22 protein-coding genes are annotated in these 23730 nt (G+C 54.5%); 11 read left to right on the forward strand and 11 right to left on the reverse strand.

Annotated features, from left to right (window positions below; genetic code table 11):
* Positions 1-4: 4 nt before the first annotated feature.
* A complete protein-coding gene (locus AC6EMZ_RS02975; RefSeq protein ID WP_498400884.1) occupies positions 5-904 on the reverse strand; it encodes a glycyl-radical enzyme activating protein in 900 nt (299 codons plus the stop codon).
* A 126-nt stretch (positions 905-1030) separates the two neighbouring features.
* Between AC6EMZ_RS02975 and fsa the strand changes: the two genes are divergently transcribed.
* On the forward strand, positions 1031-1693 hold the full coding sequence (fsa, locus tag AC6EMZ_RS02980) for a fructose-6-phosphate aldolase (protein ID WP_498401464.1): 663 nt from the start codon (positions 1031-1033) through the stop codon (positions 1691-1693).
* A 14-nt stretch (positions 1694-1707) separates the two neighbouring features.
* Here fsa and moeB read toward each other — a convergent pair whose 3' ends face one another.
* Positions 1708-2475, reverse strand: coding sequence for a molybdopterin-synthase adenylyltransferase MoeB (moeB, locus tag AC6EMZ_RS02985; RefSeq protein ID WP_498400885.1), 768 nt, complete (start codon positions 2473-2475; stop codon positions 1708-1710).
* Positions 2476-2477: 2 nt separating this feature from the next.
* Entirely contained in the window at positions 2478-3710 is a 1233-nt protein-coding gene (gene moeA / locus AC6EMZ_RS02990; RefSeq protein ID WP_498400886.1) for a molybdopterin molybdotransferase MoeA, read from the reverse strand.
* Positions 3711-3899: 189 nt separating this feature from the next.
* On the opposite strand from moeA, the gene iaaA reads away from it, so the two are divergent.
* From iaaA to gsiD, 5 genes are read left to right on the forward strand one after another with little or no spacing between them, the layout of a single operon-like run.
* Entirely contained in the window at positions 3900-4838 is a 939-nt protein-coding gene (iaaA, locus tag AC6EMZ_RS02995; RefSeq protein ID WP_498400887.1) for a beta-aspartyl-peptidase, read from the forward strand.
* Between the two features lie 11 nt (positions 4839-4849).
* Complete coding sequence (gene gsiA, locus AC6EMZ_RS03000; protein WP_498400888.1) at positions 4850-6721, forward strand: glutathione ABC transporter ATP-binding protein GsiA; 1872 nt, start codon at positions 4850-4852, stop codon at positions 6719-6721.
* Between the two features lie 33 nt (positions 6722-6754).
* Positions 6755-8293 (forward strand): glutathione ABC transporter substrate-binding protein GsiB, encoded by a 1539-nt coding sequence (gsiB, locus tag AC6EMZ_RS03005; RefSeq protein ID WP_498400889.1) that lies wholly within the window; start codon positions 6755-6757, stop codon positions 8291-8293.
* Positions 8294-8339: 46 nt separating this feature from the next.
* Positions 8340-9260, forward strand: a complete 921-nt coding sequence (gene gsiC / locus AC6EMZ_RS03010) for a glutathione ABC transporter permease GsiC (protein WP_498400890.1) — start codon at positions 8340-8342, stop codon at positions 9258-9260.
* 1 nt (position 9261) lies between these two features.
* Positions 9262-10173, forward strand: a complete 912-nt coding sequence (gene gsiD, locus AC6EMZ_RS03015) for a glutathione ABC transporter permease GsiD (protein ID WP_498400891.1) — start codon at positions 9262-9264, stop codon at positions 10171-10173.
* A 63-nt stretch (positions 10174-10236) separates the two neighbouring features.
* Here gsiD and rimO read toward each other — a convergent pair whose 3' ends face one another.
* Entirely contained in the window at positions 10237-11565 is a 1329-nt protein-coding gene (gene rimO, locus AC6EMZ_RS03020; RefSeq protein ID WP_498400893.1) for a 30S ribosomal protein S12 methylthiotransferase RimO, read from the reverse strand.
* A 216-nt stretch (positions 11566-11781) separates the two neighbouring features.
* Here rimO and bssR point away from each other — a divergent pair, with 216 nt between their 5' ends.
* Positions 11782-12165, forward strand: a complete 384-nt coding sequence (gene bssR / locus AC6EMZ_RS03025) for a biofilm formation regulator BssR (protein ID WP_498400894.1) — start codon at positions 11782-11784, stop codon at positions 12163-12165.
* A gap of 108 nt (positions 12166-12273) precedes the next feature.
* Entirely contained in the window at positions 12274-13392 is a 1119-nt protein-coding gene (locus AC6EMZ_RS03030) for a PQQ-dependent sugar dehydrogenase (RefSeq protein WP_498400895.1), read from the forward strand.
* Here the strand turns inward: AC6EMZ_RS03030 and AC6EMZ_RS03035 are convergent, their stop codons facing one another.
* Positions 13393-14019 carry a glutathione S-transferase family protein gene (locus tag AC6EMZ_RS03035; protein WP_498400896.1) on the reverse strand — a complete coding sequence of 209 codons (627 nt, stop codon included), beginning with the start codon at positions 14017-14019 and terminating at the stop codon, positions 13393-13395.
* A gap of 257 nt (positions 14020-14276) precedes the next feature.
* Here AC6EMZ_RS03035 and dacC point away from each other — a divergent pair, with 257 nt between their 5' ends.
* A complete protein-coding gene (gene dacC / locus AC6EMZ_RS03040; RefSeq protein WP_498400897.1) occupies positions 14277-15482 on the forward strand; it encodes a serine-type D-Ala-D-Ala carboxypeptidase in 1206 nt (401 codons plus the stop codon).
* Between the two features lie 58 nt (positions 15483-15540).
* Here dacC and deoR read toward each other — a convergent pair whose 3' ends face one another.
* The 3 genes from deoR to AC6EMZ_RS03055 all read right to left on the reverse strand — a co-directional run bounded on the left by deoR (position 15541) and on the right by AC6EMZ_RS03055 (position 17711).
* Positions 15541-16299: a DNA-binding transcriptional repressor DeoR gene (gene deoR, locus AC6EMZ_RS03045; RefSeq protein WP_498400898.1), complete on the reverse strand. Its 759-nt coding sequence runs from the start codon at positions 16297-16299 to the stop codon at positions 15541-15543.
* Positions 16300-16366: 67 nt separating this feature from the next.
* Complete coding sequence (gene ybjG / locus AC6EMZ_RS03050) at positions 16367-16975, reverse strand: undecaprenyl-diphosphate phosphatase (protein WP_498400899.1); 609 nt, start codon at positions 16973-16975, stop codon at positions 16367-16369.
* Between the two features lie 7 nt (positions 16976-16982).
* Positions 16983-17711 (reverse strand): phosphatase PAP2 family protein, encoded by a 729-nt coding sequence (locus tag AC6EMZ_RS03055; protein ID WP_498400900.1) that lies wholly within the window; start codon positions 17709-17711, stop codon positions 16983-16985.
* 168 nt (positions 17712-17879) lie between these two features.
* Here AC6EMZ_RS03055 and AC6EMZ_RS03060 point away from each other — a divergent pair, with 168 nt between their 5' ends.
* On the forward strand, positions 17880-19112 hold the full coding sequence (locus AC6EMZ_RS03060; RefSeq protein WP_498400901.1) for an MFS transporter: 1233 nt from the start codon (positions 17880-17882) through the stop codon (positions 19110-19112).
* Positions 19113-19159: 47 nt separating this feature from the next.
* On the opposite strand, the gene AC6EMZ_RS03065 is transcribed toward AC6EMZ_RS03060, so the two are convergent.
* Together AC6EMZ_RS03065 and AC6EMZ_RS03070 are read right to left on the reverse strand one after the other, a co-directional pair.
* Complete coding sequence (locus AC6EMZ_RS03065; protein WP_498400902.1) at positions 19160-19972, reverse strand: Cof-type HAD-IIB family hydrolase; 813 nt, start codon at positions 19970-19972, stop codon at positions 19160-19162.
* Positions 19962-21176: an MFS transporter gene (locus tag AC6EMZ_RS03070; protein WP_498400903.1), complete on the reverse strand. Its 1215-nt coding sequence runs from the start codon at positions 21174-21176 to the stop codon at positions 19962-19964. The genes AC6EMZ_RS03065 and AC6EMZ_RS03070 overlap by 11 nt, the downstream gene beginning before the upstream one ends.
* A gap of 81 nt (positions 21177-21257) precedes the next feature.
* Between AC6EMZ_RS03070 and AC6EMZ_RS03075 the strand changes: the two genes are divergently transcribed.
* Positions 21258-21803, forward strand: a complete 546-nt coding sequence (locus AC6EMZ_RS03075; protein ID WP_498400904.1) for a TetR/AcrR family transcriptional regulator — start codon at positions 21258-21260, stop codon at positions 21801-21803.
* A 168-nt stretch (positions 21804-21971) separates the two neighbouring features.
* On the opposite strand, the gene AC6EMZ_RS03080 is transcribed toward AC6EMZ_RS03075, so the two are convergent.
* Positions 21972-23657: an aspartate:alanine antiporter gene (locus tag AC6EMZ_RS03080; protein ID WP_498400905.1), complete on the reverse strand. Its 1686-nt coding sequence runs from the start codon at positions 23655-23657 to the stop codon at positions 21972-21974.
* Positions 23658-23730 lie beyond the last annotated feature (73 nt).

Here is a 23730-nt window from a genome sequence, read left to right on the forward strand (position 1 = left end):
AACATTATCCTCGTAAGGTCGCGGTTAACCCATTCTGGCAAGCAAACTCCTGGGCAAAGTCCAGCAACGCAGGGTTATCGAGCGGTTTATCAGGGGCAGAGTAAGGTTGGCCGAGCAGGGTATATTTGTTCATGCCAAGGGTGTGGTACGGCAGGAAATGGATATCGCGGACGTTCAGTTCGTCTGCGGCAAAACGGGTGATGGCTTTAATCGACGCTTCATCAGCGTTAAAACCCGGAATCAGCGGGACGCGGATGGTGAGCTGTTTGCCGGCAGCGGCCAAACGTTTCAGGTTGTCCAGAACACGCTTAGCCGAACCATCGGTCCATTGCTTAAAGACATCGCCATCGACGTGTTTAAGGTCCGCAAGAAACAAATCGACATAGGGTAGAGAAGGTTCGATATAGTGCCACGGCACGTGAAGACAGGTTTCAACGGCGGTATGAATACCCTGCTCGTGGCTCGCCTTGAACAACGCTTGCGCCAAATCGGGGCTCATAAACGGCTCACCGCCGGAAAGGGTTATTCCGCCGCCGCTGCGATCGTAGAAGGGCTTGTCGCGCATGACGGTCGCCATAATCTCTTCGACCTGTTTTTCTTCACCGCAGACGGTCAATGCCTGCGTCGGGCAGCAGTCGACGAGCGCATCAAGGTGCGCCTCGTTGAGTTTTTCGCGGTGGATGACAATCCCGTTCAGCGCACGATCGATGATGCCAGGGGCCGCCTGTTGGCACAGGTCGCAGCCATCAAGGCACAGACGCGCGTCAAACAGCACATCCCGTGTGCGGGAACGACTCTCCGGATTCTGACACCAGCGACAGCCTAATGAGCAGCCCTTAAGGAACACCACGGTTCGAATACCGGGGCCGTCGTGGGTTGAGTAGCGCTGAATATTGAAGATCATAATTTCACCTCTTGTTGCGTATGAAGATTAAATAACTTTCGAATGAAAGTTATTTTGATGTGGGTCAACTCTGAGGCGGGTTTTTACGTGGTAGGGTTATTGCAGGCTAAATTTGAGGGTTACATCATGGAACTTTATCTCGACACATCTGACGTTGTCGCAGTCAAAAAACTGGCACGCATCTTCCCGCTGGCAGGCGTCACCACTAACCCAAGCATTGTGGCGGCGGGTAAAAAACCGCTAGACGTTTTGCTGCCAGAATTGCATGACGCATTAGGTGGCAAAGGGCGTTTGTTCGCACAGGTCATGGCGGCGAGCGCCGAAGGTATGGTGGAAGAGGCGCGTATGCTTCGCGCGATCATTAAGGACCTTGTCGTCAAAGTCCCGGTCAATGCTGAAGGGCTGGCGGCGATTAAAATGCTGAAAGCGGAAGGTATTCCGACGCTGGGTACCGCAGTTTACGGTGCCGCGCAGGGGATGTTTTCTGCCCTGGCAGGCGCAGAATATGTCGCACCCTATGTGAATCGCGTAGATGCCCAGGGCGGCGATGGGATTCAAACCGTGATTGAATTACAGCAACTGCTGACGCTGCATGCGCCACATTCGAAAGTGCTGGCCGCGAGCTTTAAAACTCCGCGTCAGGCGCTGGACTGCATGTTGGCCGGTTGTGAATCGATTACCCTGCCGCTGGACGTCGCGCAGCAGTTTATTAGCTCACCCGCAGTGGATGCCGCAATTGTGAAATTTGAGCAGGACTGGCAGAGTGCGTTTGGCAGAACATCTCTTTAACACCGTTGCCGGGGCTACCCGGCATTTCGCGATGCGCCACACACCTCACACCCCGGATTACACATCAATTTCATCTCGCGGAACTGACAGGTCATCGCGTCATACATCACGATTTTACCCGCCGCTGGCGTGCCGTAATGCGCCAGCAATTTGATGGTTTCCATCGCCTGCATCGACCCGATCACCCCAACCAGTGGCGCCATTACTCCTGCTTCTACGCAGGTTAACGCGTTCTCGCCAAAAAGGCGGCTTAAGCAGCGATAGCAGGGTTCGCCGTCAGCGTAAGTAAATACGCTAATCTGCCCCTCCATGCGAATAGCCGCCCCGGAAACCAGCGGCGTTTTATGGGCAAAACATCCGCTATTTAACTGATTGCGGATCGCCACGTTATCGGTGCAATCCATGACTACGTCGTGCTTCGCAATCTGTGCATTCAGCGCGTCGTCATCAAGCAGGGCATCAATCAGGGTAAACTGAACGTTTGGATTGATACGCGCGAGCGCAGCGCGGGCGGACACGACTTTAGGCTGGCCGACAGTGGCGTCGCTGTGCAACGTCTGGCGTTGCAGATTCGACACCGAAACGGTATCGAAATCCAGCAGCGTCATCTTACCCACGCCTGCCGCCGCCAGATACTGCGCGGCTGCGCAACCTAATCCGCCCAAACCCACTACTAACACGCTGGCGGCTTTAAGTGCTTCTTGCCCGTCGAAATCAAAACCGCGCAGCACAATCTGGCGGTTGTAGCGCATCATCTCCTGGTCGCTCAGTTCCACCGCCATCGTTAGCCTCCAAACAAATGGTTAAAGGCTTCGACTTCGACCCACTCGCCAGCTTCCACATTCCCGCGCTCACGTTCCAGCACGATAAAACAGTTGCCCTGGCTGAAGGAGCTGAAAATATGCGACCCCTGATGGCCGGTCGTGCTCACTTCAAGGTCGCCCTCGGCATTACGCGCCAGAATGCCGCGCTGGAAATCCAGACGACCGGGGGATTTTTTAAAGCGTGTGGCAGCACGAACGCGCTGACGAGCAGGCAAGGTGTGTCCGGTATTACCCGACAATTTTGCCAGCAGCTGTTGTACCAGCTGATAGAACGTCAGGGCCGCAGAGACTGGATTGCCCGGCAGGCCGCAGAACCAGCTGTGCTCGAGCTTGCCGAACGCGAACGGCTTGCCCGGTTTAATGGCTAATTTCCAGAAACTGATTTTGCCCAGCTCATCGAGCATGGTTTTGGTGTAATCAGCTTCGCCAACGGACACGCCACCAGAACTGATCACCACATCGGCGGAGTTATCCGCTTCGATAAACGCTGCACGTAGCTGCTGCGGATCGTCCGGGATAATGCCCAGGTTAATGACTTCACAGCCCAGCTGTTCCAGCATCAAATGCACAGCCAGGCGGTTGGTATCGTAGATTTGACCGTCTTTCAACGGTTGGCCCGGCAGTTGCAGTTCGTCGCCAGTGGAGAATAGCGCGACACGCACCTTGCGTATCACGTCGATTTCCGCAATACCCAGCGAAGCCAGCACCGGCAGTTCGGCGGCCGTTAGTTTTGTGCCAGCGGCAAAAACGGTCGCGCCTTGAGTGATATCTTCCCCGGCGCGGCGAATATTTTGGTTCGCCTTGACGCTGGCGGTAAAACGCACGCCTTCGTCAGTTTGCTCGGTCTCTTCTTGCATCACCACCGCATCACAATCTGCGGGCACTGGTGCGCCGGTCATAATGCGAAGACAGGTACCTTGCGGCCATTCGCCCTGGAAAGGCTGCCCCGCAAAAGCTTTACCGGCAACCGGCAAGGCATGTCCCGCATGAAGATCGGCAAGACGTACCGCGTAACCGTCCATCGCCGAGTTATCAAAACCCGGAACGTTCAGCGGAGAGACAATATTGCTGGCGCTTACGCGACCAAAACAGCGCAGCAGAGGTAGCGTTTCGTGCTCTTTAATTGAGGAAACCTGGTCGAGCATCTGCGCGAGTGCCGTATCAAGCGGCATCAGTCCGGCGGTAAAATCCATGGGTCACTCCTGCGGGATAACAGCGAAAGCGCCCATTATGGCAGAAAAGTGCCGCTAACTGTATGACACCATGGGCTTAGCCTTTACATCACACTCGCGTCTTTCTATATTCAAAAATCATCTGATGCTCCGGCGACGATAATGATATTTATAGAAAAAGCAGCGGTTTTACGCTGATGGGTGATGGAAATGAGTAATGCGGTCATCGCGATACACGGCGGAGCAGGGGCAATCACCCGCGCAAAGTTAAGTCCGGAGCAGGAAAAACGCTATATCGATGCGTTATCTGCCATTGTGGAAACCGGCCAACGAATGCTGGAAAACGGTGCGAGCGCGCTGGACGTCGTCACCGAAGCGGTGCGTTTGCTGGAAGAGTGTCCGCTGTTTAATGCGGGTATCGGTGCGGTCTTTACCCGCGATGAAACCCACGAGCTGGATGCCTGCGTGATGGATGGCAACACGTTGAACGTGGGCGCGGTAGCAGGCGTTAGCCATCTGCGTAATCCTGTTCTGGCGGCGCGTCTGGTGATGGAGCAAAGTCCGCACGTGCTGCTGGTGGGAGCGGGTGCTGAAAAGTTTGCCTCTGAACACGGAATGGAAACCGTTCCACCCGAAACCTTCTCTACACCTGAACGCTACCAGCAACTGCTGGAGGCCAGAACGGCGGGCATTACCCAGCTCGATCATTCAGCACCGCTGGATGAGAGCACCAAAATGGGCACCGTGGGTGCGGTTGCTTTAGATAAAGCAGGCAATCTGGCGGCGGCGACATCGACCGGCGGGATGACCAACAAACTCCCGGGACGGGTGGGGGATAGCCCGTTGCCTGGAGCGGGTTGCTATGCCAATAACACAAGCGTAGCGGTGTCCTGTACCGGAACCGGCGAAGTGTTTATTCGCACCCTTGCGGCATACGATATTGCCGCATTGATGGATTACGGCAATCTGAGCCTCGCAGAAGCCTGTGAGCGCGTCGTAATGGAAAAACTCCCGGCGCTGGGTGGAAGCGGCGGACTGATTGCCGTCGATCGTGAAGGCAACGTGGCGCTACCGTTTAACAGTGAAGGTATGTATCGCGCCTGGGGCTATGCGGGCGATACACCGACGACAGGTATTTATCGTGAATAAGGGGGTACGCGGTGCCGCACAGTAACGAATTGGACCGCCAGGAAGTTCTGGCCGTCCACAACCTGAATATTGCCTTTCAGGAAGAGCGGCGACCGGTCCCGGCAGTAAGTCATCTCTCGTTTTCTCTTAAGCGCGGTGAGACGCTGGCGATTGTCGGCGAATCGGGTTCCGGTAAATCGGTGACCGCGCTGTCGCTGATGCGTCTGCTGGAACAGGCAGGCGCAATCGTCCAGTGCGACAGTATGCTGCTGCGCCGGCGTAACCAGCAGGTGACCGATCTGACAACACTCAGCCAGTCGCAAATGCAGGGCGTGCGCGGCGCGGACATGGCGATGATTTTCCAGGAGCCGATGACCTCGCTTAACCCGGTCTTTCCGGTGGGTGAGCAGATAGCCGAGTCGATTCGCCTGCATCAGGGGTTGAATCGCGAAGCGGCGCTGATGGAGGCCCAGCGCATGCTCGAACAGGTGCGTATCCCCGAAGCGCAAGATATTGTGACCCGATACCCGCATCAGCTTTCGGGTGGGATGCGCCAGCGCGTTATGATCGCCATGGCGCTTTCATGTCGTCCTGCGGTGCTGATTGCCGATGAACCGACCACCGCACTGGATGTCACTATTCAGGCTCAGATCCTGCAACTGATTAAGGTGCTACAGCAGGAGATGGAAATGGGGGTGATATTTATCACCCATGATATGGGCGTAGTGGCCGATATTGCCGATCGAGTGCTGGTGATGTATCGGGGCGAGGCGGTGGAAAGCGGCAGCGTTGAGCAGATTTTTCACGCCCCAAAGCACCCGTATACTCAGGCCCTACTGGCTGCCGTACCGCGTCTTGGTGCCATGAATGGCAGTGATTTACCGCGTCGTTTTCCGCTGATTTCGCTCAACAAGCCTGGACAACAGGAAGCCGAAACGGAGCAGGACACGGTCGTCCCCGGCGAGCCTATTTTACAGGTGCGTGATTTGGTGACTCGTTTCCCCTTACGCGGCGGTATTTTCAACCGTGTGAAGCGGGAGGTGCATGCGGTTGAAAACGTCAGCTTTGACCTTTGGCCCGGCGAAACGCTGGCGCTGGTGGGAGAATCAGGCTGCGGTAAATCGACCACCGGGCGGGCGTTGCTCAGACTGGTGGAGTCGCAGGAAGGTAGCATTCTGTTCAACGGCGAGCGCATTGATACGCTGCCGACGGGTCGGTTACAGGCGCTGCGCCGCGATATCCAGTTTATCTTTCAGGATCCTTACGCATCGCTGGATCCCCGTCAGACCGTGGGTTACTCGATTATGGAGCCACTTCGGGTACATGGTTTATTGGCAGGGGAAGAGGCCCAGCATCGCGTGGCATGGTTACTGGAGCGTGTCGGATTAAAGCCGGAACATGCCTGGCGTTATCCGCACGAGTTTTCCGGTGGACAGCGCCAGCGAATCTGCATCGCCCGAGCGCTGGCATTAAACCCAAAAGTTGTGATTGCCGATGAGTCGGTGTCTGCGCTGGACGTTTCCATTCGCGCGCAAATCATCAACCTGCTGCTTGATTTGCAGCGGGAGATGGGCATCGCCTTTTTGTTTATTTCCCATGATATGGCGGTAGTTGAGCGTATTAGTCATCGCGTGGCGGTGATGTACATGGGACAAATTGTAGAGATAGGGCCGCGTCGCGCGGTGTTTGAAAACCCTCAGCATCCGTATACCCGTAAGCTCATGGCCGCCGTGCCGGTCGCTGACCCGACGCATCGACACGGTCAACGCGTGCTCCTGCAAGATGAGATGCCGAGCAATATTCGTAAGCGGGGAGAGTCAATGGAGCGGGTTGTGTTACGCGAAGTTGGCCCAGGACATTTTGTGGCACCTCCGCGTCAGGGCAATGCGTTTTCGCGGTTATAACTTTTGACAGACAGGGAACAACAGGGGAATACAATGACAAAATATGTTGCTCGTACATGGCTGTTAGCTGCAAGCGTAACGGCAGCGCTGGCCGCCACTCCCGCATTCGCTGCTAAAGATGTGGTGGTCGCGGTGGCGTCCAATTTTACGACGCTGGATCCGTATGATGCGAACGACACGCTGTCGCAGGCGGTAGCGAAGTCGTTCTATCAGGGGCTGTTTGGCCTTGATAAAGACATGAAGCTGAAAAACGTGCTGGCCGAAAGCTATACCGTTTCTGATGACGGGCTGGTGTATACCCTGAAACTGCGCAGCGGCGTGAAGTTCCAGGACGGCACAGACTTTAACGCTGAAGCGGTAAAAGCCAACCTCGATCGTGCCAGCAATCCGGAAAACAGCCTTAAGCGCTATAACCTCTACAAAAATATCGCCAGCACCGAGGCGGTCGATCCCGTGACGGTGAAAATCACCCTCAAAGAACCGTTCTCGGCGTTTATCAATATTCTGGCGCACCCGGCGACGGCGATGATCTCGCCAGAAGCGTTGAAAAAATACGGCAAAGAGATTGGCTTCCACCCGGTGGGAACGGGGCCTTACGAGCTGGTGACCTGGAATCAAACTGATTTTGTGAAGGTGAAGAAATTTGCCGGTTACTGGCAGAAAGGCCTGCCAAAGCTGGACTCCATTACCTGGCGTCCGGTGGTCGATAACAATACCCGCGCGGCAATGCTGCAAACCGGGGAAGCGCAGTTTGCCTTCCCGATCCCCTACGAGCAGGCTGCGATCCTTGAGAAAAACAGCAAGCTTGAGCTGGTGGCCAGCCCGTCTATCATGCAACGCTACATCAGCATGAACGTCACGCAAAAGCCATTTGATAACCCAAAAGTGCGTGAGGCGATTAACTATGCCATTAACCGCCAGGCGCTGGTGAAGGTAGCCTTTGCGGGCTATGCCACGCCAGCGACCGGAATCGTGCCGCCATCGATTGCCTATGCCCAAAGCTATCAGCCGTGGCCGTACGATCCGGCGAAGGCGCGTGCGTTGCTGAAAGAGGCCGGATTCCCGAACGGCTTTAGCACCACGCTGTGGTCGTCGCATAATCACAGCACCGCACAGAAAGTATTGCAGTTTACGCAGCAGCAGTTGGCGCAGGTGGGGATTAAAGCGCAACTGACCGCCATGGATGCAGGTCAACGTGCCGCAGAAGTGGAGGCCAAAGGGCAGAAGGAGAGCGGGGTAAGAATGTTCTACACCGGCTGGTCGGCCTCGACGGGTGAAGCAGACTGGGCGCTGTCGCCACTGTTCGCGTCGCAAAACTGGCCGCCGACGCTGTTTAACACCGCGTTCTACAGCAATCCGCAGGTGGATAAAGACCTGTCGGATGCGCTGAAAACCACCAAGCCTGAAGAGAAAGCGCGTCTGTATAAAGAGGCACAGGATACGGTCTGGAAAGAGTCGCCATGGGTTCCACTGGTGGTCGAAAAACTGGTTTCCGCTCATAACAAGGCGCTGACCGGTTTCTACATCATGCCGGATACGGGCTTTAGTTTTGACGACGCTGATTTGAAATAAGAAAACGCATCCCGCAGGTTAAAGCCTGCGGGATGAAGGGAAAGGCATGCTGAATTATGTCATTAAACGCCTGCTGGGATTAATCCCGACGCTACTGATCGTGGCGGTGCTGGTATTTTTGTTTGTCCATATGCTGCCGGGCGATCCGGCACGACTGATTGCAGGCCCCGAAGCGGACGCCACGGTGATTGAGCTGGTGCGCAAACAGCTGGGCCTCGATCAACCGCTGTATGTGCAGTTCTGGCACTACATCACCAACGTTTTGCAAGGGGATTTCGGGACATCCATGGTGTCGCGTCGTCCGGTATCGGAAGAGATTGCCAGCCGCTTTATGCCGACCTTCTGGCTGACCATTGCCAGTATGGTCTGGGCGATGCTGTTCGGTCTGGCGGCAGGGATTATTGCTGCCGTCTGGCGCAACCGTTGGCCTGATAAGCTGGGCATGGCGCTGGCAGTGACCGGTATCTCCTTCCCGGCGTTTGCGCTGGGGATGTTGTTGATGCAGATATTTTCTGTCGAGCTGGGCTGGCTGCCTACCGTTGGAGCGGATACCTGGAAGCATTACATTCTGCCCTCGATTACGCTCGGTGCCGCCGTGGCTGCGGTGATGGCGCGCTTCACACGGGCATCGTTTGTCGATGTGCTGAGTGAAGACTACATGCGCACCGCAAGGGCAAAAGGGGTCAGTGAAAAGTGGGTGATCCTTAAGCATGGCCTGCGTAACTCGATGATTCCGGTGGTCACGATGATGGGGCTGCAGTTTGGCTTTTTGCTGGGCGGCTCGATTGTTGTCGAAAAAGTCTTTAACTGGCCGGGGCTAGGTCGTCTGCTGGTGGATTCGGTCGACATGCGCGATTACCCGGTGATTCAGGCTGAAGTATTGCTGTTCTCACTGGAATTTATTCTTATCAATCTGGTGGTGGATGTGTTGTATGCCGCCATCAATCCGGCAATCAGGTACAAGTAAAATGAGACTGTTTAACTGGCGCCGTCAGGCCATTTTAAACGCAATGCCGGGGCTAAAGCCGGATCATATTCGCACCCCGTGGTTCGAGTTCTGGCGACGGTTTCGCCGCCAGCCGGTGGCGATGACGGCAGGATTGTTTGTGTTGTTACTGATCGTGGTCGCCATCCTCGCGCCGTGGATAACCCCGTTTGATGCGGAAAACTATTTCGATTACGACCGTCTTAACGATGGGCCGTCGATGATGCACTGGTTTGGCGTCGATTCCCTGGGGCGCGACATCTTCAGTCGCGTGCTGGTTGGCGCACAAATTTCGCTGGCGGCGGGGGTATTCGCGGTACTGATCGGTGCGGCGATAGGAACGGTGATGGGGCTGTTCGCGGGATATTACGAAGGCTGGTGGGATCGCATCATTATGCGAATTTGCGATGTGCTGTTCGCCTTTCCGGGGATTCTGCTGGCGATAGCCGTCGTGGCCATTATGGGTAACGGCATGGCGAATGTGATCATCGCCGTGGCGGTCTTTTCGATACCGGCATTTGCCCGTCTGGTGCGTGGCAATACGCTGGTGTTGAAGCAGCAAACGTTTATCGAATCCGCGCGCAGCATTGGTGCCAGCGATGCTGCAATCCTTTTCAACCATATCCTGCCGGGCACGGTGTCTTCCATTGTGGTCTATTTTACGATGCGCATCGGCGTATCGATTATCTCTGCCGCCAGCCTGTCGTTTTTGGGCTTAGGCGCCCAGCCGCCCACGCCAGAATGGGGCGCGATGTTGAACGAAGCCAGAGCTGATATGGTGATTGCACCGCACGTGGCGATTTTCCCGAGCCTGGCGATATTTCTCACCGTGCTGGCGTTTAATTTGCTGGGGGATGGACTGCGCGACGCGCTGGATCCGAAGATTAAAGGCTAGGTTCAGAAAAGACGGCACCGAACAGTACCCTCTCCCGTAGGGGGAGAGGGTTAGGGTGAGGGATTAGCTAACCCGGCTACCCCACAGGTCATATTCATCCGCGTTTTCAACTTTCACGCGAATCACATCACCCGGTTTGACTTTGGTTTCGCCGTTCAGATAGACCGCGCCGTCGATTTCCGGTGCATCGGCCATGCTACGGCCAATCGCGCCTTCTTCGTCCACTTCGTCGATAATGACCATGATTTCGCGACCGACTTTTTCCTGCAGGCGCTCAGCGGAGATCTGCTGTTGCAGTTGCATAAAGCGGTTCCAGCGCTCTTCTTTCACCTCTTCCGGTACCGGATCGGCCAGCTCGTTCGCCGTAGCACCTTCCACCGGGCTGTACTTGAAGCAGCCAACGCGGTCCAGACGTGCTTCTTTCAAAAAGTCGAGCAGCATCTGGAAGTCTTCTTCGGTTTCACCTGGGAAGCCGACGATAAAGGTGGAACGTAGGGTCAGCTCCGGGCAAATCTCACGCCACTGTTTGATACGTGCCAGCTGGCGATCGACCGAACCTGGGCGCTTCATCATCTTCAGAATGCGTGGGCTGGCGTGTTGCAGTGGGATATCCAGATACGGCAGGATTTTGCCTTCCGCCATCAGCGGGATCACATCATCAACGTGCGGGTACGGATAAACGTAGTGCAGGCGCGTCCAGATCCCCAGTTTCGCCAGCTGTTCGCACAGGCCGACCATACTGGTTTTGACCGGCTCACCGTTGTGGAAACCGGAGCGGTGCTTCACGTCAACGCCGTACGCAGAGGTATCCTGAGAGATGACCAGCAGTTCTTTGACGCCTGCATCGGCCAGACGTTTGGCTTCTGCTAACACTTCACCAATCGGGCGGCTAACGAGGTCGCCACGCATGGAGGGAATAATACAGAAGGTGCAGCGATGGTTGCAGCCTTCAGAAATTTTAAGATAGGCGTAGTGGCGCGGTGTAAGCTTTACGCCCTGTTCCGGGACCAGGCTCAGGAACGGGTTATGCTTTGGTTTTGGCACGTAGTGATGCACATGTTCCAGCACCTTTTCGTAGCTGTGCGGCCCGGTGATTTCCAGCACCTTCGGGTGCACTTCGCGGATTTGATCGACCTTTGCGCCGAGGCAACCGGTCACAATGACTTTGCCGTTTTCGGTCAGTGCTTCACCGATGGCTTCCAGGGATTCTTGTACGGCGCTATCAATAAAACCGCAGGTGTTCACAATCACCATGTCGGCGTTTTCGTAGCTTGGCACCACGTCATAACCTTCAGTGCGAAGTTCAGTCAGGATGCGTTCGGAATCGACCAGGTTTTTCGGGCAGCCCAGGGAGACGAAGCCGATTTTCGGCTGGTGCGTAACATTGCTCATAGGTTAAAAATTCATCATTTATGGAGTTATCAGGGCGGGATTTTACAGAGTTCCGGTGGGGATTAATATACTCTGCGAGCTGAAGAGTCCGGAGAGTGAAGTTGTAACATTGTAAAAGATGTTAATCAGTTGCCATTTATTGACCTGACGCATTAAATTGTACGAAAATTGACCTTATTCTGTGTATGCACACTGGCTGATAAGGGAGGAAAATGTATGTCCGTTGACAGACTGAAACGCGATCTGCTTAACAAGCTGATCAACGCCCAAATCGACCTGGCTGCTTATCTGCAACTACGGATCGCCAAAGGGTACATGTCAGTCAGCGAAAGCGATCATCTGCGTGAAAATTGTCTGGAACTGAGCAGCGAAATGCGTGAAAAAGCGCCGATCCTCAAGGATCATTATGACGCTGATGAGCAAATCGTCCTGCGACGCGCGGCGCAAGCACTTTCAGGCGTTGCCGTCTGCATGATGTCCGGGCACCGTGATTGCCCGACGTTCGTCGCGGTCGACGCAGAGAAGCTTGAACACTGTCTGACAACACTGACTCTGTGCATTATGTGTCTGAAAGAGCACAATAAGCTCCATCAACACTAGGCCCCCGGGGGAGGCAACTCCCCCTTCTGATTAAGCTTTTGTAAAAGTGCTAACGCCCCTGTGCGATCTGGCTAATCTTTAAGCCATACGTCGAAAAAGGAGTGCGTTATGCGTCGATCGTCGCTTATATCCCTTTCCCTATTTTTCCTTTCCGGTTCGGTGCTGGCTGAGCCCGCTGCGGTAAAGGTCGATATCCTGCAAACGAAGCTCGATCACCCCTGGTCGCTGGCGTTTTTGCCAGACAATCAGGGGATGTTAATCACGCTGAAAGGTGGACAACTCAAACACTGGCAAACCGGGAAAGGCTTGTCCGATCCCATTGTCGGCATTCCGAAAGTCTGGGATAGCGGTCAGGGCGGTTTATTCGACGTGGTGTTAGCCCCTGATTTTAAGACGTCACGCCGGATCTGGCTGAGCTACGCTGAAGTCGGAAGTGATGGAAAAGCAGGTACCGCGGTAGGATACGGTCGATTAAGCGACGACCTGTCACGTATTGAGGCATTTCAGGTAGTCTTCCGCCAGATGCCTAAGCTTTCTACGGGTAACCATTTCGGCGGGCGACTGGTGTTTGATGGCAAGGGGTATCTGTTTATTGGCCTTGGCGAAAACAACGAACGGCCAACGGCGCAAGATCTGGATAAGCTCCAGGGCAAAGTGGTGCGCCTTACCGAACAGGGCAAAATACCACCGGATAATCCTTTCGTTGATAAACCCGGAGCCCGCCCGGAAATATGGTCCTACGGGATCCGTAACCCGCAGGGCATGGCGATGAATCCGTGGAGCGATACGTTATGGCTTAACGAACATGGCCCGCGTGGCGGAGATGAAATTAACATTCCAGAAAAGGGCAAAAACTATGGCTGGCCGTTAGCTACCCACGGTATTAACTATAGCGGCCTGAAGATCCCGGAAGCGAAGGGCGAACATCACGAAGGCACCGAGCCGCCGCTTTTCGTCTGGAAAAAATCACCGGCAGTCAGCGGCATGGCCTTTTATCACAGCGATGTCTTCCCGCAGTGGAAAAACAAACTGTTTATCGGCGCACTGAAGGAGAAGGACGTGATCGTCCTGAGCGTGAATGGTAACAACGTGACGGAAGAGGGTCGAATTCTTGGCGATAAAGACCAGCGTATCCGCGACGTGCGGGTCGGGCCGGATGGGTATTTATATGTGTTGACGGATGAATCAGACGGGCAACTCTGGAAGGTTAGCCCGTCCGGGTCTTGATTAGCTGACCGGGATCATCACGACTTTCTGGTACGCCGGGCGCTCGCTCAGTTGGGTGAGCCAGCGCTCCAGATGCGGGTGCGGCGCCCAGGTTAAACCAAGATTGGTCAGGTTCCAGACAAAAGGAGCCACGGCAATATCACCCACGCCAAAGGCTTTACCCGAGAGCCACGGCTGGTCTGCGAGCGCTTTATCCAGTATCGCAAACAATGTTTCGCAGAGATCCTGCGCGGCATGAATTGCCGGGTAGTTACGCTCTGGTTCCGGCGTTCTGGCTAACCCCATCAGAATCACGCGATGCGCGGGAGAGAGCGTTTGGTTTGCCCAGTCCATCCATTTTTCACCCTCAGCTCGCTCGGCAGGAGCCTCGACCCACAGGCGATTTTGCCCGTACTGGGCAGCCAGATAACGTACGATGGCATTTGATTCCCAGAGCGTTAAATCGGTTTCGTCATCGCGAAGAAGCGGCACCAATCCGTTCGGATTCATCTCCAGATAGTCGGCTTCTTTATTCTTGCCAAACTGCAATCCCGCCATCACCTGATTAAACGGTAAATCCAGCTCTTCCAGTGCCCAAAGCACTTTTTTAACGTTGGTCGAATTGTTCCTGCCCCACATCGTAATCATACGTTCTCCTGAGATAATCAAACTACCGAGTAGTGAATCGGAACTTGCAGTTTCACATCGTGAAATAAACCCAACATTTACGCAACAGAAGAGAAAAAAATCGTCTCCGTCAAAGCGTATCCGAATGTTATTGCATAAACTTTAAAAACTTTACCTGGTTATGGTTTCTTTAGACTCATTAGTACGTTATTACTCATCGCTTCTTGCGACACGGTGATGTGACGTGATTTTTTAGAATGGACACTCGGGTGGCATTTATGACGCAAAAAATTTCTACACTGCGCGGCCTGGCAGCAGGTTCCGCGCTGCTTTTCCTTTTTGCTCCAACACTGTATGCAGCAGAGCAAGTGGCACCGGAGGCACCTCCGGTCGATGCGCGGGCCTGGATCTTGATGGACTACGCCAGCGGCAAAGTGCTGGCGGAAGGTAACGCAGACGAACAGCTTGATCCGGCGAGCTTGACCAAAATCATGACCAGCTACGTGGTGGGTCAGGCGCTTAAAGCGGGCAAAATCAAACTCGACGATATGGTCACCATTGGCAGAGATGCGTGGGCAACCGGGAATCCTGCGCTGCGCGGATCTTCTGTGATGTTCCTGAAACCGGGCGACCAGGTGTCGGTATCCGATTTAAATAAAGGCGTCATCATTCAGTCGGGTAATGACGCCTGTATCGCCCTGGCGGACTATGTCGCGGGCAGCCAGGACTCCTTTATCGGCCTGATGAACGGTTATGCCCAAAAGCTGGGCTTAACCAAAACTACCTTCAAAACCGTACATGGCCTTGATGCGCCGGGGCAGTTCAGTACGGCGCGAGATATGGCGCTGCTGGGCAAAGCGTTGATTCATGACGTGCCGGAAGAATACGCCATCCATAAAGAGAAAGAGTTTACGTTCAACAAGATTCGCCAGCCCAACCGTAACCGCCTGCTATGGAGCAGCAACGTGAACGTGGACGGGATGAAAACCGGGACCACCGCTGGAGCGGGCTACAACCTGGTGGCATCGGCCACGCAGGGCGACATGCGTCTGATTTCCGTGGTGCTGGGGACCAAAACCGACCGTATTCGTTTTAACGAATCAGAGAAACTGCTGACATGGGGCTTCCGCTTCTTTGAAACCGTCACCCCAATCAAACCTGATGCCACGTTCATCAGCCAGCGCGTGTGGTTTGGTGATAAGAGCGAGGTTAACCTGGGTGCAGGTGAAGCGGGTTCAGTCACCATTCCAAGAGGACAGCTGAAAAACCTCAAAGCCAGCTTTACGCTGACCGATCCACAGCTGACCGCACCGCTGAAAAAAGGTCAGGTTGTGGGGACAATCGACTTCCAGCTGAACGGCAAAGCCATCGAGCAGCGTCCGCTGATCGTTATGGAAGCCGTGGAGGAGGGGGGATTCTTCAACCGGATGTGGGATTTCGTGCTGATGAAATTCCATCAATGGTTCGGTAGTTGGTTTGGTTAAACTGAGCGTTTATGCCGGGTAATACTTTACCCGGCCTACAACGCTTCAGGTGCTCTTCTTAATACATTAATGTTATCTTCTGCGCTTTGGCGTGAGCGACCAGTTCGTCATCAGGACGGCAATCGCTGACGATGGCGTCAAAGCGTGTCAGTTCGCCCATCCGCGCTGAACGTACCTTGCCAAATTTGCTGTGATCGACCACCAGCACGTGATATTGCGCCGCGCTCATCGCCCAATGCTTCACCGTTAACTCTTCAAGATTAAAGCAGGTTGCTCCCTGCTGGACATTCACGCCTGCCGCCGAGTAAAAGGCGATATCCGGGCATAAATTATTGAGCGTGTCCTGAAGATTAAGCGGTTTGAAAATCGCGTTGCTGGCGTGGAATTCACCGCCGCAAAGAATCACCCGGCACTCTGGCTTTTCCTGGAGTGCCAGGAAGGTGTTCAGCGAATAACAGACGGCGGTAAAAGGCAGGCTGTTATCGATCGCTTCGATGATCCACGGCGTGGTGGTACCACAGTCAAAAAACAGCGTCTGGTGGGCTTGCACCATCGATGCGGCCAGCCGTGCGGCTTTGCGCTTTTCTTCGACCAGTCGGGTTTTTTGATCGTTAATCAGATAATGGCTGGCGCTACGCGGTTCCAGAACAAGGTATCCACCCAACAGCACCACTGGCGTGCTGTCGCTGTTCAGGTCGCGACGAATGGTCATCTCGGAGACGCCAAGCAGGCTGGCCGCTTCTTTGAGATGCAGCTTATCGCTGCGCTTGAGCGCGTGCAGAAGCTGAGCAATGCGGTCGTCGCGTCTTGTTTCCATAGGTCCTCGGGGTGGAAAAGTGAGCCCCCGCAATGCGGGGGCTCAAGTGTAACCTGTCGGACCGGGATTAGTCACGTATCCAGCCTTTACGGATGGGGAGGGCAAAGCAGACGCGGTAAACTCGCTGAAGCACCTGATAAAGCGGCTGACCAAACAGATTCCAGAGGATTTGCGCCGTCAGGCAACCGATCATGCCGACCAGCAGACCGCCCAGCATATCCAGCGGCCAGTGTACGCCCAGATAGACGCGAGACCAGGCGATAGCCATGGCGATGCCCATCAGAACGACACCGGACCAGACGCGATGCCAGAGTAAAAACGCCAGCGCAAAAGTAAAAATGACCGTGCCGTGGTCGCTTGGGAAGGAGTCGTCCGCCGAGTGATGCAGGAAGTTTGAGCCAATATGATCGACAAACGGGCGATCGTGGGGGAACAAATGCCCTAACGTCCAGGAGGCGGTCATACTTATCGCCAGCGCCATCACAACCTTAATGACTAACTGACGTTGGGCAACGACCTGCTTGCGCGGTCCCCAGAGCCAGAGAATTGCCACCAGCGCCGGTACGATATTAATGAGATCTTTGGCGATAAATTTAGCGAAGACGATCATCCATTCAGGTGAAGCAGGAGTGGCGTTGATCAGGTAAAACAGTCCGTAATTTAAATTCTCTAACATATCCTCGTCACTCTTTTGCAAACCAGGCTGAAATCAGGCCGTAAGCCACCACCTGGGAAAACCAAACCCACCAACCTGCCCACAGGTTGTGAGAGAAAAAATGTGCCCCGCGCATCACCTGGCCGTACCCCATCGCCAGACCAATCACTGCGCCAGCAACCACGCAAGCCCATGCCAGGCGCGGACGTTCGCGCCAGAACGCGAAAAACAAGCCCATCACCATAAAGCCGCTGGAAGCGTGTCCGCCGGGGAAACAACGGCCCGGACCACTGTCCGCAGGCGTGGAGCCAAATAGCGGATACGACATCGCCTTCCCGCCATACTCAACCAGATCCCACGGACAGCTATGGTGGCTCGCGCTTTTCAGTACGCCGACCACCAACGTGCCCAGACCCATCAGCAGGGCAGCCGTCACCAGTCGCGCATTGCGGCGAAAGACGCCATAAAGCAGCGTGACAGCCGCCAGAGCGATGGTGAAATATTTCGCCAATCGATGATTTAACAGATCGAGCAGGGCGTTGTGTTGCAATGGAAAATGATGCGTTGCGGCGTCATACCAAAATCCGCTGATTGCTCTGTCGAGCGTTTCGTCCCGCGAAAGCCAGGTAAACAGCACCGCCAGAACGACTAACGCGAAAAGTTGATAACCATAAAACCGCACCGGGAGACGGTAAAGGGGTTTTGTCTTAGTTGTCGGTGACTTAGATGATTCTGATGCGACAGGTTGTTGGGCCATAGTGACGGTTAACAAGCGGGAAATGGCACTATCATAGAAGGGGCAACTTAAGGAAACCTTAAACGACAACGAAATGTGCTTTATTTTTGTTTATCTTGAATAATTCACTATCTCGGGGCAGGGCATTTTATTAAAATCATCGCGATTTTTTCATCATAAAGAGACCGCATGTCTAACCGTTCTTCTTCCGGTCAACGCCTGGGTCGTCAGGCGTTACTGTTTCCTCTGTGTCTGGTGCTTTACGAGTTTTCTACCTATATCGGCAACGACATGATCCAACCGGGTATGCTGACCGTTGTGGAGCAATTCAACGCCGGTATCGAGTGGGTACCGACCTCCATGACCGCCTATCTGGCAGGCGGTATGTTTTTGCAGTGGCTTTTAGGGCCGCTGTCGGATCGCATTGGCCGGCGTCCCGTCATGCTCACCGGCGTGGTGTGGTTTATCGTCACCTGCCTGGCGATTTTGCTGGCACAAACCATTGAGCAATTCACGCTGCTGCGCTTCTTGCAGGGGGTAAGCCTGTGCTTTATTGGTGCCGTGGGTTATGCCGCCATTCAGGAATCCTTTGAGGAGGCGGTGTGTATTAAAATCACCGCGCTGATGGCCAACGTGGCGCTGATTGCGCCCTTGCTTGGCCCGCTGGTGGGTGCGGCCTGGGTGCATGTTGCGCCATGGGAAGGGATGTTTATTCTCTTTGCGCTGTTAGCCGCTATCTCTTTCTTTGGCCTGCATCGCGCGATGCCTGAAACGGCGACCCGACTGGGCGAGAAACTGTCGCTAAAAGAGTTAGGGCGCGATTACAAAGCCGTCCTGAAAAACGTCCGCTTTGTGGCGGGCGCTCTGGCGACGGGCTTTGTGAGTCTGCCACTGCTGGCGTGGATTGCGCAGTCTCCGGTTATCATCATCAGCGGTGAGAAGCTCAGCAGCTATGAATACGGCCTGCTACAGGTGCCGATTTTTGGCGCGCTGATCATCGGTAATCTGGTACTGGCGCGTCTGACGTCACGTCGCTCCGTACGCTCGCTGATTATCATGGGCGGCTGGCCGATTGCCGCGGGGTTGATTGTGGCGACGATCGCTACGGTCGCCTCTTCACATGCTTACTTGTGGATGACCGCCGGGCTGAGTATTTACGCCTTCGGTATTGGCGTTGCTAATGCTGGGCTGGTACGCCTGACGCTGTTTGCCAGCGAGATGAGCAAAGGCACCGTTTCAGCGGCGATGGGTATGTTGCAGATGCTGATTTTTACCGTCGGTAACGAAGTGAGTAAACACGCTTATATCCTGGGCGGGAACGGTCTGTTCAGCCTGTTTAATCTCGCGAACGGTGTGTTATGGGTTGGTCTGATGGTGGTGTTCCTGAAGGACAAACACGTCGGCAACGCACTACAGCCCTAATCGGTTCACATGCCCGGTGAGCGCAGCCGCGCCACCGGGCAACCCCGTTAGTTAAACGGCGCTTCTTTCGTTAACACCTTCTCGATCACATCCAGCACACCTTCTTCGTTATTGTGCGGGGCTTCGAAACGCGCGACATCTTTGATATGTGATTTGGCATTTGCCATCGCAAAGCTAAAACCCGCCTGACGGAGCATTTCAACGTCGTTACCGCTGTCGCCGAAAGCAACAACTTCGTGGTCTTCAATCCCCCAACGCTTCTGCAAAATGCGCAGACCATTCGCCTTGTGTACGCCCGGTATGATCAGGTCGATACTGCCATGCCCGGTAGTGACCGGCACCATAACGTCGCTAAGCTCGGCATGGATCATGGCGTGAATGCGGGGAATTTCGCTGTCAGAAAGGTTAAGCCCAAACTTAAAGAAAATGTCGTTTAGATTGTCGAAATTATCGACCATTTCTAATCGGTGGTAGTATTTCCCCGCCATCTCTTTCAGCGCATCGTCATACGATTTAAGGGTATAAGCGCTGCTTTTCCCGCAGGCAATCACTTCCACTTCAGGGAGTGAGCAGAGAAAACGCGCCACCTTATCAAACTGTAATTGGGTTAATTCGCCATTGAAAACGTCTTCGCCCGCGTTCACCACCCAGCCGCCGTTTTCAGCGACAAAGGCAATCTCGCCAGCGATTTCCGGGAAGAAAGAGATCAACTGATAATATTGATTTCCACTGGCGACCACGAAGCGAATCCCTTGCTGCTTCATGCGTTCAAACTGCGCCAGAAAGCGTTCGCGGTTGTAGGTCTTGGCGTCGCTTAAAAAGGTTCCATCCATGTCGACTGCAATTAACTTAACGCTCATATCCCTTCTCCATTGGTGAATCTTGTGTTTCCGGTTTGGCGACCGCTTTAGCAACCAGCGCCGCAACCATCACTAACCCTAGCACCACTAACATGGCACTGCGTAACCCGTAATGTTCGCCGAGGAACCCGAGCAGCGGCGGGCCAACAAGGAACGCGAGATAACCCGTCGTCGCCACGACGCTAACGCGGGTTGGCGCATCCGGACCCGTATCGCTGGCCGCTGAAATGGTAAGCGGGAAGCCCAACGAAGCGCCAAGCCCCCACAGAATGACCGATACGCCAGCAATCCAGTCCACATCGACAAAGATAATCATCGCAATGCCCAACCCGCCGAGTAACGCGCTGGCGCGCACCACGGCCACACGGCTGTAGCGATCGATAAACCAGCCGCCGGTAAAGCGCCCGACGGTCATCCCAAGCGTAAATCCAGCGTAAATCAGGGAGCCAGAGGTCGGGCTAAAGCCGTGACCATCTACCATCAGTAGCGGCAGCCAGTCGTTGGCGGAACCTTCTGCAAAGGCCATGGCCAGCACCACCACACCAATGAGCATCAACTGCATATCGCGATAAAACGGCAAACCTTTCTCCGCTGATTTTTGCTCTTCAGCCGTGTTTTTGCCGGTGCCGTCTGGGATGGCAGTAATACCGGTCAGAATAGGGATGATACAAACCAGCGCAGCCAGCAGAATATGCAGATTGGCAGCAATACCAAATGCGGTCAGCGCCATACCCACGCCAGCGCCCGCCAGGGTGCCGAGGCTGTAAAAACCGTGCATCATTGGCAACACCGTTTTGTTCATCTCGCGCTCGACGGCGGCTCCTTCCACGTTGATCGCCACTTCGGCTGCACCAAAGCTACCGCCAAAAACCGTCAGCCCCAGTGCAAACATCAGCGGTGAAGCAAACCAGAGCGCGATGCTCAGGAAGATCATCCCCAGCACCGCGCAGCACATGGTGGTGCGGATCACTTTGCGCGTGCCAAAACGTTTAACCAGCCATGCCGAGCAGAGAATACCGCTCATTGAGCCAATCGACAGGCCGAACAGCACAATGCCCATTTCTGCCGTAGAGACCGACAAAATATCGCGGATAGCAGGCGTACGCGTCGCCCAGGAAGCCATCAACAGGCCGGGAATAAAGAAGAACATAAATAGCGCCCACATGCGGAGCTGTAGCGTTTTGCGAGGTGAGATCTGCGTCATTGAGGTGGCACCAGAAGTACAACAATAGCGACAACACTAGCAAGTTTGTGTACATTTGTACACAAACGTGAAGGGGAAATAATGAGCAGACGACCAAACGATCCGCAGCGCCGGGAGAGGATACTTCAGGCCACTCTCGATACTATTGCTGAGCATGGTATTCATGCCGTAACGCACCGCAAAATTGCCTCCTGCGCGGGCGTCCCTCTGGGGTCGATGACCTACTATTTCGACGGTATGGATTCGTTACTCGAAGAAGCCTTTATCTGGTTTACGCAGCAGATGTCACAGCAGTATCGCGATTTTTTTGCTGGTGTCACTGGGCCAGAAATGGCCTGTGGATCGATCGTCACGCTGATCCACAGTTCGGAAGTCACCACCCCAAATAATATGGAACTGATGTATCAGCTGTATGCCTTTATGAATCGCAGTGCGGCGCTAAAAGCAGTGATGCAGGACTGGATGCAAACCAGCCAGACGACGCTCGTGCAATGGTTTGATCCCGTCACCGCGCGGGCGCTGGATGCCTTTATCGAAGGCATGACGCTGCATTTTGTGACGGACAGACAGCCGCTGTCGCGAGAAGAGTTAAGGGCGATAGTGGGGCGGATTGCAGGGGGGATCTGAATTTCAGGCAACAAAAAACCCATCAACCTTGAACCAAAATGGCGGGGTTGATGGGCTCCACAAATTGGGGGACATCAAAGAAAAGCAGTGGCAATAGTTATGACTGCCTCCTGTCAGAAAAGTTCTGCGCCTGATGAAAATAATTTCGCCAGCGCGCGAACTCGAGAGTTATCCGATCCCCGGCCAGATGATGATAATCAGCGTACCGGCGAGCGTGAGCAGGACGTTGGCGATAGCGTAGGTGCCTGCGTATCCCAAAGCAGGGATGTTGCTGCGTGCGGTGTCGCTGATAATTTCCATCGCTGGCGCGCAGGTACGTGCGCCCATCATGGCGCCAAACAGCAAGGCGCGGTTCATGCGCAGCACGTAGGCACCAAACAGGAAACAAATCACCACCGGAACCAGGCTGACGATGAGGCCCGCCACCAGCATCTGCCAGCCGACTGCTCCCAGGCTGTGTCCGATGCCGCTACCGGCGCTCAGACCGACGCCGGCCATAAACACCATCAGACCGAACTCTTTCACCATATTCAGCGCACCCTGTGGGATATAGCCGAAAGTCGGGTGGTTAGCACGCAGGAAGCCCAGCATGATACCTGCGAACAGCAGACCGGCGGCGTTACCGATGCCGAAGCTAAAGTTGCTGAACTGGAAGGTGATCATCCCGATCATCAGGCCGACGATAAAGAAGGCGCAGAACGCCAGCAGGTCCGTAACCTGGCTGTGAATGGAGATAAAGCCGATGCGGTCAGCAACGGTTTTCACGCGCCGCGCGTCGCCGCTCACCTGCAATACATCACCTTTATTCAACACCACATTGTCATCAATCGGCATTTCAATCTGGCTTCGGATCACGCGGTTCAGGAAGCAGCCGTGATCGGTCAGCTTCAACTGCGCAAGACGACGGCCGACAGCGTTATGGTTTTTCACCACAATTTCTTCGGTGACGATACGCATATCGAGCAGATCGCGGTCAAACACCTCTTTACCGTTACGAAAGCTTGGGTCAAGACGAGCATGCGCATCCGGATAGCCGACCAGCGCGATATCATCGCCCATCTGCAGGACCGCATCGCCGTCCGGATTGGCCAGAATGCCGTTGCGACGAATACGCTCGATATAGCAACCGGTCTGGCGATAGATGCCAAGCTCGCGAAGATTTTTACCGTCGGCCCACGCAACCAGCTCAGGCCCAACGCGATAGGCGCGGATCACCGGTAAATAGACTTTGCGTTTACTGTCAGTATCCAGACCACGCTCGCGAGCAATTTGCTGGGCGCTGGTCTGTAAATCCTGATGTTGTAATTTTGGCAAATAACGTGCGCCAACAATCAGGCTCACCAGACCAATCAGATAGGTCAGGGCGTAGCCCAGGCTCAGATGATCGAGTGCCGTTGAAAGCTGGCTACCCTGCATACCGGAGTGTCGCAAGGTATCGCCTGCACCCACCAGGACCGGCGTCGAGGTCATCGAGCCTGCGAGCATCCCCGCCGTTAACCCGATATCCCAGCCAAACAGTTTGCCCAGGCCTAACGCAATAAGCATCGCGCTACCGACCATGACCAGCGCCAGCATCAGATAATTCTTGCCGTCGCGAAAGAAAATTGAAAAAAAGTTCGGCCCGGCTTCTACCCCAACACAAAAAATAAACAGCATAAAACCTAAGTTGAGTGCATCCGTGTTAATGCTGAAATGCTGCTGGCCTAATAATAACGAGACGACTAAAACGCCAATGGAATTACCAAGTTGAACTGAACCCAGGCGCAATTTACCCAGACACAAGCCCAATGCCAGTACAACAAATAATAACAGGATGTAATTCCCATTTAACAAATCTGCGACGTTTATATTCACGGAGGCTAACTTCTTGTTTACCGTTAAGCTGTTGAAAGAAAGGGTTATTTAGGCTACTGTTTTATCCTGTGTT

This window comes from Enterobacter sp. SCRI0065 (assembly GCF_059766475.1).